At 49.4% G+C, this 14,152-nt stretch carries 12 protein-coding genes; 1 reads left to right on the forward strand and 11 read right to left on the reverse strand.

What is annotated here, in order from left to right; translation table 11 throughout:
• Position 1: 1 nt before the first annotated feature.
• From HH301_RS17015 to HH301_RS17055, 9 genes are all read right to left on the reverse strand, one after another.
• Positions 2–2,758, reverse strand: a complete 2,757-nt coding sequence (locus tag HH301_RS17015; protein WP_169570243.1) for a sensor histidine kinase — start codon at positions 2,756–2,758, stop codon at positions 2–4.
• Complete coding sequence (locus tag HH301_RS17020) at positions 2,748–3,026, reverse strand: hypothetical protein (protein ID WP_169570244.1); 279 nt, start codon at positions 3,024–3,026, stop codon at positions 2,748–2,750. Before HH301_RS17020 ends, HH301_RS17015 begins: the two co-directional genes overlap by 11 nt.
• Positions 3,027–3,055: 29 nt before the next feature.
• Positions 3,056–3,433, reverse strand: a complete 378-nt coding sequence (locus tag HH301_RS17025) for a response regulator transcription factor (protein WP_169570245.1) — start codon at positions 3,431–3,433, stop codon at positions 3,056–3,058.
• Between the two features lie 196 nt (positions 3,434–3,629).
• Positions 3,630–5,570 (reverse strand): acetate--CoA ligase, encoded by a 1,941-nt coding sequence (gene acs / locus HH301_RS17030; RefSeq protein WP_169570246.1) that lies wholly within the window; start codon positions 5,568–5,570, stop codon positions 3,630–3,632.
• Positions 5,571–5,729: 159 nt separating this feature from the next.
• Positions 5,730–6,446, reverse strand: coding sequence for an ABC transporter ATP-binding protein (locus HH301_RS17035; protein WP_169570247.1), 717 nt, complete (start codon positions 6,444–6,446; stop codon positions 5,730–5,732).
• The gene (locus HH301_RS17040) at positions 6,446–7,204 is read right to left on the reverse strand and encodes an ABC transporter ATP-binding protein (RefSeq protein WP_169570248.1); all 759 of its coding nucleotides are present in this window, start codon (positions 7,202–7,204) and stop codon (positions 6,446–6,448) included. The genes HH301_RS17035 and HH301_RS17040 overlap by 1 nt, the downstream gene beginning before the upstream one ends.
• A 12-nt stretch (positions 7,205–7,216) precedes the next feature.
• Positions 7,217–8,365 (reverse strand): branched-chain amino acid ABC transporter permease, encoded by a 1,149-nt coding sequence (locus tag HH301_RS17045; RefSeq protein WP_206378399.1) that lies wholly within the window; start codon positions 8,363–8,365, stop codon positions 7,217–7,219.
• Between the two features lies 1 nt (position 8,366).
• Positions 8,367–9,383: a branched-chain amino acid ABC transporter permease gene (locus tag HH301_RS17050; protein WP_169570250.1), complete on the reverse strand. Its 1,017-nt coding sequence runs from the start codon at positions 9,381–9,383 to the stop codon at positions 8,367–8,369.
• Positions 9,384–9,491: 108 nt separating this feature from the next.
• Positions 9,492–10,838: a substrate-binding protein gene (locus HH301_RS17055; protein WP_240969640.1), complete on the reverse strand. Its 1,347-nt coding sequence runs from the start codon at positions 10,836–10,838 to the stop codon at positions 9,492–9,494.
• Between the two features lie 191 nt (positions 10,839–11,029).
• Between HH301_RS17055 and HH301_RS17060 the strand changes: the two genes are divergently transcribed.
• Positions 11,030–12,646, forward strand: coding sequence for a short-chain fatty acyl-CoA regulator family protein (locus HH301_RS17060; RefSeq protein ID WP_169570251.1), 1,617 nt, complete (start codon positions 11,030–11,032; stop codon positions 12,644–12,646).
• Here HH301_RS17060 and HH301_RS17065 read toward each other — a convergent pair whose 3' ends face one another.
• Positions 12,647–13,189: a hypothetical protein gene (locus tag HH301_RS17065; RefSeq protein ID WP_169570252.1), complete on the reverse strand. Its 543-nt coding sequence runs from the start codon at positions 13,187–13,189 to the stop codon at positions 12,647–12,649.
• Positions 13,190–13,281: 92 nt separating this feature from the next.
• On the reverse strand, positions 13,282–14,088 hold the full coding sequence (locus HH301_RS17070; protein ID WP_169570253.1) for a GNAT family N-acetyltransferase: 807 nt from the start codon (positions 14,086–14,088) through the stop codon (positions 13,282–13,284).
• Positions 14,089–14,152 lie beyond the last annotated feature (64 nt).

The following is a 14,152-nucleotide window of genomic DNA, read 5'->3' on the forward strand; positions in this document are numbered from 1 at the left end:
TTTAGTCTCCGGTTTCCGCCAGAATTTCTGCCCGCTCGATGGGCAGCGTAAAGGTGAAAATAGCTCCGCCTTCATTGCTATTTTCTGCCCAAATCCGCCCCCCAAGATAGGTTACGATCTGCCGGCAAATCGCAAGTCCGAGACCAGATCCTTGCGGTTTATGACCAATTGGTGAGACAGACTGATGAAAGCGTTCAAAGATTTTCTCTTTTAAGGGAGCCGGAACTCCAAGCCCATTATCCTGAACTGAAACCCAAACCTCCCCGTCCTGATGACCCGCTTTAAGTATGATTTCACCCTGGTTTTGATTGCAAAACTTGATGGCATTGGAAATCAGGTTAATGATCACTTGAATTAACTGATCCCGATCGGCCTGAATAGCCGGCAAATCTTCTTCCACCTCCATGTGAAGATCAATCCCCTTCTCCTTGATCAGGCCGTTAAGTGCAAAAACCGCCTCCTCAATGGTCGCGGAAAGATCCACATCCTCAAGGGACCAATCCATCCGGCCCGCTTCCATCTTGGCAAGGTCCAGCAACTGATCAATCAAGCGGGTTAGTCGCTCACTTTCGTTAATAATGATCCCCAGAAACCGGGTTCGATCCTCCACCGAGACTTGCGGATTATCGGACAGGATCTCCCCAAAGGCGCGAAGGCTGGTAAGCGGCGTTCGCAGTTCATGACTAACCATGGATAGAAAGTCATCCTTCAGGCTATCCAGCTCTTTCAAGCGGGCATTGGCTAACTGCAACTGCTGTGTTGCTTCCTCAAGCTCAGCAGATTTCTGTTCCAACTGATGGCTATATTCAATGACCTGACTGGTTTCATCGAGGATCTTGTAAACCTCATCAAGGCTAACAATGTCCCCCTTAACAATAGATCCGATCAACACCCTTGACGTCGCAGAACCAATCGACCCTGCCAATAACCGTTCTGCGTATTCCAGAAGGGCAGGATCTACGACCTGGCTTTTACGCAAGTTCAGCATCCGATCGTCTGCAAACTCCCGAAAAGCTTCATCAACGCGGCCGACACCAACAAACCGCCCGACGAGGGCTTGCAGCTCTCCAACGGTTACCGTGCCTTTCCAATAACTGCTATCACCACTTTTTTCCGTTAGCTTGAACACGTCCACAAACAATCGGGATTGAATGCGTTCAATGGTGCTCTGATGACTGAGGAGTGAGATCACCCAATAGGCCCCAATATTGAGGAACATGCTCCAGATCATGGCATGTGTCAGTCGGTCAAATCCGTCCAGCCCAAAAAGGGTGTAGGGTTTTAGCCAACTAATCCCGAACGGTCCTTCCTCGATAAAGCTGATCGGCAACCAACCAGATTGCGCCAATGAGGGAAGCAGCAAAGTATAGAGCCAGGCCAAAGTGCCAAGTGACAGACCGACAAGGGCCCCGCTAAAGGTGGCGTTTCGCCAGAAAATTCCGCCAATGATCACCGGTGCAAACTGCGCCGCAGCCGCAAAAGAGACGAGACCAATAGTCACGAGAGAATAGGACTCACTGGCAAATCGGTAATAGCCATAGCCAAGGATCAGGATCAGCAGAATACTGGCCCGGCGAATGCTGAGAAGCAGACCAGTCAGATCCGCATTTTTAGTCACATTCACCCAGCGCCATCTCAAAAGCAACGGCATCACAAGGTCATTACAAACCATTGTCGCAAGGGCGATTGCAGCCACAATCACCATGGAGGTTGCCGCGGACAATCCACCAAGGAAAGCGATCAGGGATATAATCCCCTTGTCATAGTAAAGCGGAACGGTCAGCACGAACATATCTGCATCCGCTGGAGCGCTTGAAAATGCTAGCCGACCCCCGAGGGCAATTGGCAACACGAAGATATTTATGACCAACAGATAAGCCGGGAACAACCATGCGGCCTTTCGCAAATAGTCTTCATCGGGATTTTCCACAGCAGTGATATAAAATTGCCGCGGCAAACAGATAATCGCGGCCATGGAGAGGATCGTCATGGTGATCCAAAGGCTGTAATCCGCATCATCCGATACCGTGAAAAGTGTCCTCAGCTCCGGGTTCACGGAAGCCCGTTGGAAAATATCGGCAAATCCATCAAAGATGCCATAAGTCACGAACACCCCAACGCAAAGAAACGCCACCAACTTGACAACGGATTCAAATGCGATGGCTGCAACCAAGCCTTCATGATGCTCGCTGGCATCAATGTGGCGCGTGCCGAAAAGGATCGCAAACAGGGCTAGCGCAATCGCAACAATTAAAGTCGTATCAAGAAAGAAGATCGGTTCAATCGGAATTTCGGGAATAGTCCCCCCACCGGAATAGGTGATCAGGATCCGAAAACTGGTCGCGATGGATTTCAGCTGCAGGGAAATATAGGGCATGGTTCCCACAACAGCGATAATAGTCACAAGCCCGCCAAGGGCTGAACGCTTGCCGTAGCGAGAAGCTATAAAGTCAGCGATTGAGGTAATGCGGTTCTGTTTACAAATCCGGATGATTTTGATCCAGACAAAGGACCAGAGCACAAATACCAGAGTAGGCCCTAAGTAAATCGGCAGGAAGTCCAGACCAGAGGTCGCAGCCCGCCCCACACTACCGTAATAGGTCCAGGATGTACAAAAGACAGCGATAGAGAGGGTATAAATATAAGGATTTCTAGAAAGGACGTTTTTTATGCTGCTCCGGCTATCCACATAATGCGCGATCGCAAACAACAAGCCCAGATAGAGGAAAGAGGCGGTAATAACGACACTACTGGACATCCAGCTTCTCCGACTGCTGGTCCAATGTATCGTTAGAAGGGGTTGGCAAGACGACAGGGGTTGTAGGTTCTGGCTGGCGTCGCCGCGCACCAATGGCCACAAACAAAATCATCAAGGCCCAGAAGCCAAATAAATATAAAAAACTGAGGGGATAACTGAAAATCAGATCCGGAAGATCAAAGACCTTAATCAAGGGTGGGAAAATACCAAGCAGGAACAGGCAAAACACCAGAATGGCCCACTCCTTTTTGCGTCCCGTCCTTTGCATAACTGTTTACTCCTGGTCCGGCCTCGCTGTCAGGAAAGTTCAACCTTCAACAGCTGTTTGGCCGTGTCTGCCAATTCACGCGTTGAAAACGGCTTCGTCACAAACCGGTCAGCCCCCAGTTTCATTGCTTTGTCTCGATCAGCCTCTCTGCTCTTAGCCGAGAGCATGATGATTTTCACATTTTTACACGCTGGATTATTCCGGATTTCCTCACAAACAGCAAAGCCGTCCCGCTTGGGCAGCATAATATCCAAGAGAACGAGATCCGGAACATATTCCTCCACCGCCTTCAAGGCCTGCTCTCCATCAGACGCAACCCGCACAGTATATCCGGATTGGCGCATAATAAACTGCAGGGACAGGACGATATTTGGCTCATCCTCGACAACCAGCACTGTATTTGACATTCTGTCGCGTTCCCTCCCAAGACACAGCGACATGACCCCCATCTGACCTCAATTTGTCATCCAATGGATTTTCTCAAATCATCGGTCAGCCAAAAGCCACTACACTCACACGCGTGCGAGTGTAGCTCATTATCCAAGGTTTAGCCAAGCCCGATACAATCAGTATACATACAAGCTTGAATTTGAGCCGGAATTCTTAACGGTTCATCCGGTTCTCAATCAGTTCATCGACAACAGCAGGATCTGCAAGTGTTGATGTATCTCCTAGTGACTTATAGTCATTTTCTGCGACTTTCCGCAAAATCCGCCGCATAATTTTGCCCGACCGGGTTTTCGGCAGGCCAGGTGCCCACTGAATAAGATCTGGCGAGGCAATAGGTCCAATTTCCTGACGCACCCAAGTTACCAGTTCTTTACGTAACTCTTCGCTTGGCTCCGCACCGACACCCAACGTGACATAGGCGTAAATACCTTGTCCCTTGATGTCATGTGGGTATCCAACCACCGCTGCCTCCGAAACTTTCGGATGAGCGACAAGAGCACTTTCCACTTCAGCCGTTCCCATCCGGTGACCGGATACATTGATCACGTCATCCACACGGCCGGTAATCCAGTAATAGCCATCGGCATCGCGGCGAGCCCCGTCACCGGAGAAATATTTACCAGGGAAGTTGGAGAAATATGTCTGGATAAACCGTTCATGGTCACCATAAACAGTCCGCATCTGACCTGGCCAGCTGTCCTTGATACACAGAACACCCTCGCATTCACCCTCGAGGACTTTGCCCTCATTATCCACCATCACGGGATCAACCCCGAAGAACGGCCGAGTGGCAGAGCCTGGTTTAAGGTCTGTCGCCCCTGGCAACGGCGTAATCAAAATGCCGCCAGTTTCGGTTTGCCACCAAGTATCAACAATTGGACAGCGTTTCTCACCAACGACCTCGTAATACCATCTCCAGGCTTCTGGGTTAATTGGCTCACCAACCGAACCCAACAGGCGGATGGATTTTCGGGATGTCGCTTTAACAGGGTCATCACCGGCCTGCATCAAAGCCCGAATAGCTGTTGGCGCGGTGTAGAAAATATTGACTTTATGCTTATCGCATACATCCCAGAAACGGGACATGTTCGGGTAATTGGGCACCCCTTCAAACATCAGGGTAGTTGCACCATTAGCGAGCGGACCATAGAGGATATAGCTATGCCCGGTCACCCAGCCCACATCAGCTGTACACCAGTAGATATCCCCATCATGATAATCAAACACATACTGATGGGTCATGGACGCATAGACCAGGTATCCACCGCTCGTATGCATCACCCCTTTAGGCTGACCTGTTGACCCTGAAGTATAAAGAATGAACAGCGGATCTTCGGCATTCATCTCTTCAGGTGGACAGTCGTCGGAGGCAGCTTCCATAATATCGTGATACCAGACGTCACGCCCCTCTACCCAGTTGATATCATTCCCGGTCCGTTTGACAACGATACAGGTCGTGCAATCAGGACAGCTTTTGAGGGCTTCATCCGTATTGACCTTGAGCGGAATAATGCGGCCACCGCGCACACCTTCATCAGCCGTGATGATGCAATTGGATTCGCAGTCCTTAATCCGGCCAGCCAATGCATCCGGGGAGAAACCACCAAACACAACAGAATGAACGGCACCAATCCGGGTACAGGCCAGCATTGCGACAGCTGCCTCAATGATCATCGGCATATAGATGGTGACGCGATCGCCTTTCTTGACGCCTTGCGCTTTCATGGCGTTTGAAAGCTTGCAGACTTCCCGATGCAGTTCCTTGTATGTCAGGGTCTTGTCATCGGTTGGCTCATCGCCCTCCCAAATGATCGCTGGCTGGTCCCCTTTGGTTGCTAGATGGCGGTCGATACAGTTGGCACTGACATTCAACGTTCCATCATAAAACCAGCGAATATGGAGGTCCTTGGCATCATAGGACACATCCTTGACCTTCGTATAAGGCTTGATCCAGTCAATCCGCTTTCCGTGCTCGGCCCAGAAACCTTCCGGATCCTCAACGGATGCCTTGTACATTTCCTCATACTTAGCGTTGTCAATCCAGGCGGATTTGGCAACTTCGTCAGACACTGGATATACTTCGTTCGTGGACATTTCCTGTTTCCCTGATTCCCTATAACGCGCTTCAGGTTCTCCCTGATTTTCGCATTTTTAGACCTGTTAAGTGTCTATTCGTATCAATTCGAAATGGTTTGTCAAACTCTCCGGATTAATAATAGGATTATCTTCACCCTTGAAATTGCTGACAAATTGTCAAATTGCCAGATATTCATGGCGAAGTTCCTGATCATCCAGAACTTCTTTCGCTGTTCCTCTAAACGCGATCTTACCCATATCAAGAATAAGTGCCTTATCCGCAAGCTGAAGAGCAGCGACCGCATTTTGCTCCACAATAATCGTGGTGATGCCCAATTTCCGCACTTCCATCAGGATGCGCTCAATTTCTTCCACGATCACAGGCGCAAGTCCTTCATAGGGCTCATCCAGGAACAGAATTTTCACATCCCGAGCCAATGCCCGCGCGACGGCCAGCATCTGCTGCTCACCCCCGGACATGGTTGTTGCTTCCTGGTTACGCCGCTCGCCGAGCCGAGGGAAATGATCGTAAATCTTCTCAATTTCCCAACCCTTAGGCTCTGACACCTGAGATAAGATCAGGTTTTCCTCCACGGTAAGTCCGCCAATAATCCGGCGATCTTCAGGGACCAGCTGAATACCTGCCTGCGCGGCCTGATAGCTTTTCATCTCATGAACAGCTTCTCCGTTCAGGTAAATCTCCCCCTTCGTCAGCTGAGGATCATCAACCCGGGCCAGAGCCCGCAATGTTGATGTCTTGCCCGCGCCATTTCGGCCAAGCAAGGCAACGATTTCGCCTTCTTCGACATCGAAGGAAACACCCTGAACGATATAGCTTTCGCCATAATAGGCATGAATATCGCGAACACTGAAAAATGCAGAATTTTCGCTCATCAGTGGGCTCCTCCCAAATAAGCCTCTTTAACTTTCGGATCTTCCCGAACATCTTCTGGCTTACCGCCAGCGATAATCTGACCCCGGGCCAGAACACTCACCTTGTCAGCAAGGCTGAAAACCACATGCATGTCATGTTCGATGATCACTTTGGTCATCCCCCGGCTCTTAATCTTCTTCAACAGATCAATCGTCCGGTTTGTGTCATGCCGGGACATACCGGCTGTCGGCTCATCCAGCAAAAGAAGCTTCGGATGCAAGATTAGGCACATAGCCAGTTCCAGCCGTCGTTTGTCACCACGAGACAGACTACCAGCCTCCTGCATCATCTGTTCCTGCAAGCCCACATCCTCAAGAATGTGCTGAGCTTCATCGCGGATTTCAGTCTGTCCGGTGAGCTGGGCATAACCGTTCATCTTAAACGCCCCATCGCGTTTGGAAAACGCTGGCAACATTACATTTTCCAGAAGTGACATCTCCGGGAAAATCTCAGGTGTCTGGAACACACGGGCAACGCCAAGCTGTGCAATTTCATGAGGTTGGCGCCCCGTAAGCTCGGTTCCCTTGAAAGTCACATGACCGGAATCTGGCTTCAGTCGGCCGATACAGACATTCAGCAAGGTTGATTTGCCGGCACCGTTTGGACCAATGATGGCATGGGTCGTTCCCTCTTCCACTTGCAAATTTACGTCGGAAAGGGCGCTCAAACCACCAAAACTCTTTTGGATATTATCCAGGTGAAGGACTAGATCATTCATACTCTTTACTCCCTATTCACCCGGCTGATCTTGCGGGGAGGCTGAACCGCCTACACTACCATTTTTACGAGCCCCACTGATCCAATTGACCAGTTTCGAGATCCCTTCAACTATGCCGCCCGGCAGGAAGATCACGATAACCATGAACAGCAGACCCAAGGTCAGATGCCAGCCACCACCGACGAACAATCCAACGATTGGAACCACAACTTCAGCGACCGCATCAGGCAAGAAGGAGAACATATCCATCAGCACGTTATTGTTAAAGGCTGAGAAGATATTTTCGAAATACTTGATCAACCCTGCTCCGAGCATTGGCCCCACAAGGGTTCCAACGCCGCCAAGGATGGTCATCAACACGACCTCACCAGAGGCTGTCCACTGCATCCGTTCCGCACCCGCAAGAGGGTCAGTTACTGCCAGAAGTGAACCTGCGAGACCTGCATACATGCCGGAGATTACAAAAGCGGTCAGCATATATGGCCGCGTGTTCAAGCCAGTGTACCGCATCCGGTTCTGGTTTGATTTGATACCCCGAAGCATCAATCCAAAGGGTGAGCGAAAGATCCGCATTGAAATATAGAAGCAGATGATCAGTAGAACGGCACAGAAGTAAAACCCTGGATAACCGCTCATTTTCAAGCCAAACAGATTGGTAGAAGGCAAGCCTGAACCCGCTTCAACAAAGAGACTGTCAATAATCCGTGGATCCTGCTGGGAAAGCTGCAACCCTGTTTCACCGTTGGTAATCGGTGTCAGCACCGAATAAGCCAGGTTATAGGACATCTGGGCAAACGCCAGCGTCAGGATCGAGAAGTAAATCCCTGTCCTTCGCAGGCTGAGGAACCCAATTGCAGCCGCCAAAAGACCCGCAAAGATCATTCCGAAAAATACAGCTGGGATCGCGTTCATTGTGAACAGCTTAAAGGACCAAACCGCTGCGTAGGAGCCAATTCCGAGGAATGCAGCATGACCGAAGGAGAGGTATCCTGTCAGGCCAAAAAGGATGTTAAAGCCAATTGCAAAAATCCCGTAAATTGCAAATTTCTGCAGCAGGTCCGGATAGTTTCCACCCAAGGGTTCAAGCCAAAGCGGCATCGCCAAGATAATGACCGCAAACAGCACGAACCGGGTGATATCGTTCATTTGACCAAATTTCATCTTAATCATCCATCACACCGGCACGACCCATCAAACCGCGGGGCAGTACCAACAAAATAATAACAGCAACCAGATAGATAATGATCTGGTCAATACCCGGCAGGATCGACTTCACTTCAGTCATCGAAGCAAAGGACTGGACAATACCGAGAAGAAAACCAGCAAGAACTGCGCCGCCAAGGGACCCCATTCCGCCAACAACAACAACGACAAAGGAAAGGACAAGGAAATCCATACCCATATGGTAATCAGGTGGCAGGATCGGCGTGTACATTACGCCTGCCAGACCAGCAACAACAGTTGCCATGGCAAACACAATCGTAAACCGCTTCTGAATATTAATCCCTAACAGCCCCACGGTCTCTCGATCTCTCATACCTGCGCGGACAACCATTCCGTAGGTCGTAAATTGCAGGAAGGAGAACACGGCGAGAATAATCACACCCGAGAACACCAGGTAAACCAGTCGCCACCAGGGATAGACAACAGCCTCACCCAAACCAATCCAACTACCAACAGAAGCACTGCCAGACAGAATATCAGGAGCGGTTTGTGGAATTGGGTTGGCTCCAAAGACAACTTTAATAATTTCCTGCAGAACAATCGCCAGACCAAATGTCACAAGGATTTGTTCTGCATGTGGCCGTTTATAGAAATGCTTGATCAGGCCCCTTTCCATGACATATCCCACAAGGATCATCACGGGTATGGCCAGCAGAATAGACAGCGGCACTGAATACTGAATGAGTAACGGCCCCCAATCCGGGAACCAAATTTCCAGGTAAGGTTTCTCCTTGAACGCCTTAAACAGCGTCACATTGGTGTCTTCAACCTTGGTTGAGATCAACATCAATTTATTGAAAGAAACCGCACAAAAGGCACCGAGCATAAACAAGGCACCATGTGCGAAATTCACAATACCCAGGGTCCCGAACACAAGGGTCAGTCCCAGCGCAATCAGCGCATAAGCCGCCCCCTTATCCAACCCATTCAGTATTTGAAGAACTACAGCATCCATTACATCTATCCCACTGATGAAAAGGCCTGATCAAACGCCTTTCCCAAACTCTGGAAAAAAGGACGGGCCGGCATTCCGCAGCATCGCCGACCCGCCAAAAAAGCTGAATTAGACTTTATATGGGCCTAATTCGCCTCCAAAGATCTTCCAGTCATACTCAACCTGTGACCGAGGAACGATCTGTTCCACTTTCAGCAGGTCAAACTGGCTGGTTGGGTTCTCGTTACCGCGCACCACAAGCACATCTTTAAAGCACTGATGATCTTCTGCACGATATTCGGTAGCACCATTACCCATGCCATCAAATTTAAAGCCTTCAAGGGCTTTGATGACTTCTGGTGGATAGAAGGTTCCGGCCATTTCACAGGCATTTGCATAAAGCAATGTCTGAACATAGCAGGTGTGCGCTGCCATTGAAGGAGGCGCACCATATTCGGCACCGAAGGATTTCACGAAGGCTTGTGAGCCTTCATCCTGCAGTGACCAGTTCCAGTTAGTTGTACCAAGGATACCTTTAATAGCTTCGCCAGCACCCTGCGCCATCAGACGTGAGAACAGCGGCACAACGATTTCGAAGTTCTTGCCGTTGACCTGTTTCTCGCGAAGGCCAAACTGGACGGCCTGGCTCAGAGAGTTGATCATGTCTTTACCGTAGTGGTTCAGGATCAATACGTCTGCACCAGAGTTCAGAACTGGAGTGATATACTGTGAGAAGTCACCGGCACCCACAGGAGTTTTGACTGTTGCTGTTGTCTGCCAGCCCAGTTCCTCTGTAGTTGCTTTAATGGATTCTTCCTGTGTCCAGCCCCAAGTGTAGTCGGCTGTCAGATGGTAAGCACGGCGTTCCTTGCCATATTCTTTTTCAAGCACAGGACCCAGTGCACGACCGGACATATATGCATTAAAGAAGTGGCGGAAACCATACCGGCGCTTGTCTTTACCAGTGGTATCGTTCGAGTGAGTCAGACCCGCCATGAAGATAACGCCTTCTTCCTGGCAAAGAGACTGCACAGCAATAGCCACACCGGAAGATGAACCACCGGAGACCATCAGAACCTGTTCTTTCTCGATCAAGCGCTTGGCTGATGCACGCGCGGCGTCAGACTTAGTCTGAGTATCACCTGTTGCATATTCCACTTTCTTGCCGAGAACACCGTTACCTTTCAAGCTTGATGGCTTAAAGGTGTTCAGCATACCGCCGTCGCCTTCACCGTTCAGATGCTTGACCGCTAGTTTAAAAGCGCGAAGTTCGTCTTTACCCTCTTCTGAGTAAGGACCGGTTTGTGGCACGTTAAAGCCCAGCTTAATAGAGCTGGCGTTACCTGGGTTGTTTCTGAATTCTTCTGCCCAGGCATTCTGCATAAAGAATGTAGGGGTAGCCGCAACGATACCGGCACCGGCACCGGCTTTCAGCAGACCACGTCGTGAGAAATCGAACTTACTCTTATCCGTCATATTGTTCCTCCCTAATTGTCCAGCGATCGCCTGCCTCCAACACACACAGGAGGAACAGCGTGATAATAATCGCTATGGAGGTGTAAAAATTTCACAATTTCATTAGGAATACCAATAAAACATTGTTTTTAATGGTTTTTTAATGTTAATATTGAAAATATAATTTTGTAAACTTGTAAAGGTTTGTAAATTTGGCAAAACAGACTTTCCTTGGAAACAAGCTACGACGCTTGCGAATTGACAAGCGGCTCTCGCAAGTCGATCTTGCTGCGGAGCTTGGAATATCAGCTAGTTACTTGAATCTGATTGAGCATGACCGGCGGGATTTGACGGTTCCACTGCTGCTCAAAATAAGTCAAACTTTGAAAGTTGATCCGCTTGTGTTCGCCAGCGAGCAAGATGGTCAGCTTCTCGCGGATATAGGTGAAATAATGCAAGATCCCCTGTTGGGATCTAGCCAGCCGCCCGAAGATTCCGTCTCTCGCTTCGTCTCTGAGCATCAGGATATCGCTCATGCTTTCACCAAGCTTTATCAAGGATACAAAACAGCATCAACGGATCTGCAATATCTGCGGGAACGCCTCTCTCAAGACAGTGTCCTGGCGGATAGCTCCTTTCGCCTGAGAACCCTCGTCACCTCCATTATGTCGTTAACTGAGATCATGCGGGACAACGCCGATATGGATCAGAAGCAGCGCCAGGAATTTCTACAAATCGTTGTTAATGACAGCACGTCCCTGACGGAAACAATCAATGAGATGCTTGGTTTTGTCGGAATGGATAAAGAAGCCGGTTCAACGATCAATGTCTCCCCCGACGATGCAGTAACTGACTTTATCCAACAGAATAATAACTATTTTGAAGAAGTGGAGAGCGCCGCAAAAGATCTGATCGCCCGGCTTGATATCCCTTTCACGCCAAATATCCCAGCATTAAGCGATTATCTTCTCAAACAACTGAACGTTACAGTCGAGTTTGCAGATAAGGAACGTCATGATACAGAAATTTCCTTGTATGATGAAGAACGCCGGCACCTGACATTGTCTCGCTCCCTTCCGCCCAGCAGCGTTAAATTTCACTTGGCATTGCTGATCGGGCAACTGCAGTTTCAGGACTTGTTAAGTGGTCTGGTTGCGAAATCGGATCTCCTGCCTGATATGGCTAAGGAAAAAGGAATGGCGGCAATGTCGAACTATTTTGCTGGCGCCTGCCTCCTTCCTTACGACATGTTCTATGAAGCGGCTGAAGAGCTGCGTTATGATATTGAACTTCTGCAGCAACAATTTGGTGCCAGTTACGAACAAATTTGTCATCGCCTCACGACCCTCCAGAAACCAGAGAAAAGTGGGGTTCCCTTTCATCTGATCCGGACAGATATCGCCGGAAATATCTCAAAACGCTTTAGCGCCTCAGGACTTCGTATCCCCCGATATGGGAGTGCCTGCCCGCGATGGGTTGTTCATTCATCAATACTGACACCAGGAACGCTATGCACCCAAATTTCCGAGATGCCGGATGGAAACCAGTATTTCTCCATTGCGCGCACGGTCACAAAACCCAGTCTTGGCTTTAAATACCCGAAACGCCACTATGCCATCAGTATTGGTTGCGAAATTTCTCATGCAAACCGCTTGATTTATGCAGACGGCATGAATATCGAGGCCCCCAAAACGGTCATGCCGGTTGGGATCACCTGCCGGTTATGTGATCGGAAAAACTGCGCGCACCGGGCGGCACCTCCTCCTCAGCAATCAAGCCGCCCCACATCCACCAAGCGAAACATCTCTCCAGGTATTGGCGAGTGGTGATTATTTCCCTGTCTTGATTAATGTTCCCGTGACAGTCCGCCTTAGCTTGCCATTTCGAAAGGCTGAAAATTCCAGTTTCATATTCAGGCCGGTCAATGTCCGTTTGTAAATCAGCATGTCATATGTGCCATTCTCGCGGATTGCCATGCTGTAAACGGTGAGCGTTTGCCCCGCCATCACGGCCCAGGACGTGTAATCACCCTTGAGCGGGTTACCGGACTTTTCCGCAGCCCAGTAGGATTTTCCAGGCTCAGGCACATAAACCCTTTCCGTCTCCCGAAGAACTTCTGTTGGGTTATCAATGGCCCCTTTCTGCCGCTGGACCGTTCGCCATTTTAAGGCGAACTTCCCCTGATCTAGAAGCCGAACCTCCACATCCATATCCCGGACAGAAACCGGAAACAGCTCGCTATTACTGTTTTCTGAAATGGCGCTGCCTTCCCAGACCCCCTCAAATGCCTTAATGGACAAATCAGCAAATGCCGGATTAGTGGACAAGCAAAACCCAAAGATCAGCCCGACGGCCGCAAACAACTTCTTCATTGGAGACCCCTTCCCCCTGTTTTCTGAAATCATAAGGGAGGCAAAAAAGGAGTTCCAGAACTTAATTCAGACGCACAAAATATAAACAGGGCTTAAGCAGATACCTGCTCTTCCAGTTTCTTAGGCGCTCCCATAAAGTGTTTTTGATAGCGACCGGTAATGTTGGAGGTCTCAACCAATAGACAGATATCTGTTGTGTTAAACTCATGATCAATGACAGCGCCGTCGCCAACCACACCGCCAACCCGCAAGTAACCCTTGATCAGGGCCGGCATTTCCCGCATGGCCTGACGCACATCAAGTTGATCTTTCTTTAGAATTTTCATGGGCACATATCTTTTCATTTGAGCCTTTGGTCTCCAGAAAGACGGCGCTTTGTGGAACCTGTTCAGGTAAGAAAGAGCAGATGAAAACTCCCGAACATCTGTTCCCGGAAAACTCGCGCAGCCAAACATCAGGCTGATGTCATGTGCCAAAAGATAATCCGCAATACCTCGCCAGAGAAGCTGCATGATCGCTTTGCCACGATAGTCTGGGTCTACGCAGGATCTGCCAAGCTCAACATGCTCACCGGAATAATTTTTAAGCCGCGCCAGATCAAATTCAGAGGCGGAATAGTACCCACCAAATTGATCAGCAACAGATTTTCGAAGTAATCGATAGGTGCCAACTACTTTGAGATCTTCAGCATTTAGGGAAAATTCATTTTCAATGACAATCAGATGGTCACAGATGTCATCAAAACCATCCATATCCCGGCCCAGTGCCCTGATTTCCTGAGAGGGCAAGGCCCCCATTCCTTCATAAAACACCCGATATCGCAACTCTTGTGCCTTGATAATTTCTGTTCGTGTTCGTGCCAGGCGAACGGTCAGGTTAGTGGACGCCATCTGTTGCATTTAATCTCTCCAAATACCCAAGGCTGTGTTTGAAGAAAAATATGAAGTCGCGCCTACATCTTCT

The sequence above is a fragment of the Sneathiella limimaris genome (genome assembly GCF_012932565.1).
GTDB lineage: Bacteria > Pseudomonadota > Alphaproteobacteria > Sneathiellales > Sneathiellaceae > Sneathiella > Sneathiella limimaris.

Excerpts from the sequence above, each read along its gene's own strand:
- HH301_RS17015 (WP_169570243.1), bottom strand. The coding sequence starts at position 2,758 with ATGTCCAGTAGTGTCGTTATTACCGCCTCTTTCCTCTATCTGGGCTTG.
- HH301_RS17020 (WP_169570244.1), bottom strand. The coding sequence starts at position 3,026 with ATGCAAAGGACGGGACGCAAAAAGGAGTGGGCCATTCTGGTGTTTTGC.
- HH301_RS17025 (WP_169570245.1), bottom strand. The coding sequence starts at position 3,433 with ATGTCAAATACAGTGCTGGTTGTCGAGGATGAGCCAAATATCGTCCTG.
- acs (WP_169570246.1), bottom strand. The coding sequence starts at position 5,570 with ATGTCCACGAACGAAGTATATCCAGTGTCTGACGAAGTTGCCAAATCC.
- HH301_RS17035 (WP_169570247.1), bottom strand. The coding sequence starts at position 6,446 with ATGAGCGAAAATTCTGCATTTTTCAGTGTTCGCGATATTCATGCCTAT.
- HH301_RS17040 (WP_169570248.1), bottom strand. The coding sequence starts at position 7,204 with ATGAATGATCTAGTCCTTCACCTGGATAATATCCAAAAGAGTTTTGGT.
- HH301_RS17045 (WP_206378399.1), bottom strand. The coding sequence starts at position 8,365 with ATGAAATTTGGTCAAATGAACGATATCACCCGGTTCGTGCTGTTTGCG.
- HH301_RS17050 (WP_169570250.1), bottom strand. The coding sequence starts at position 9,383 with ATGGATGCTGTAGTTCTTCAAATACTGAATGGGTTGGATAAGGGGGCG.
- HH301_RS17055 (WP_240969640.1), bottom strand. The coding sequence starts at position 10,838 with ATGACGGATAAGAGTAAGTTCGATTTCTCACGACGTGGTCTGCTGAAA.
- HH301_RS17065 (WP_169570252.1), bottom strand. The coding sequence starts at position 13,189 with ATGAAGAAGTTGTTTGCGGCCGTCGGGCTGATCTTTGGGTTTTGCTTG.
- HH301_RS17070 (WP_169570253.1), bottom strand. The coding sequence starts at position 14,088 with ATGCAACAGATGGCGTCCACTAACCTGACCGTTCGCCTGGCACGAACA.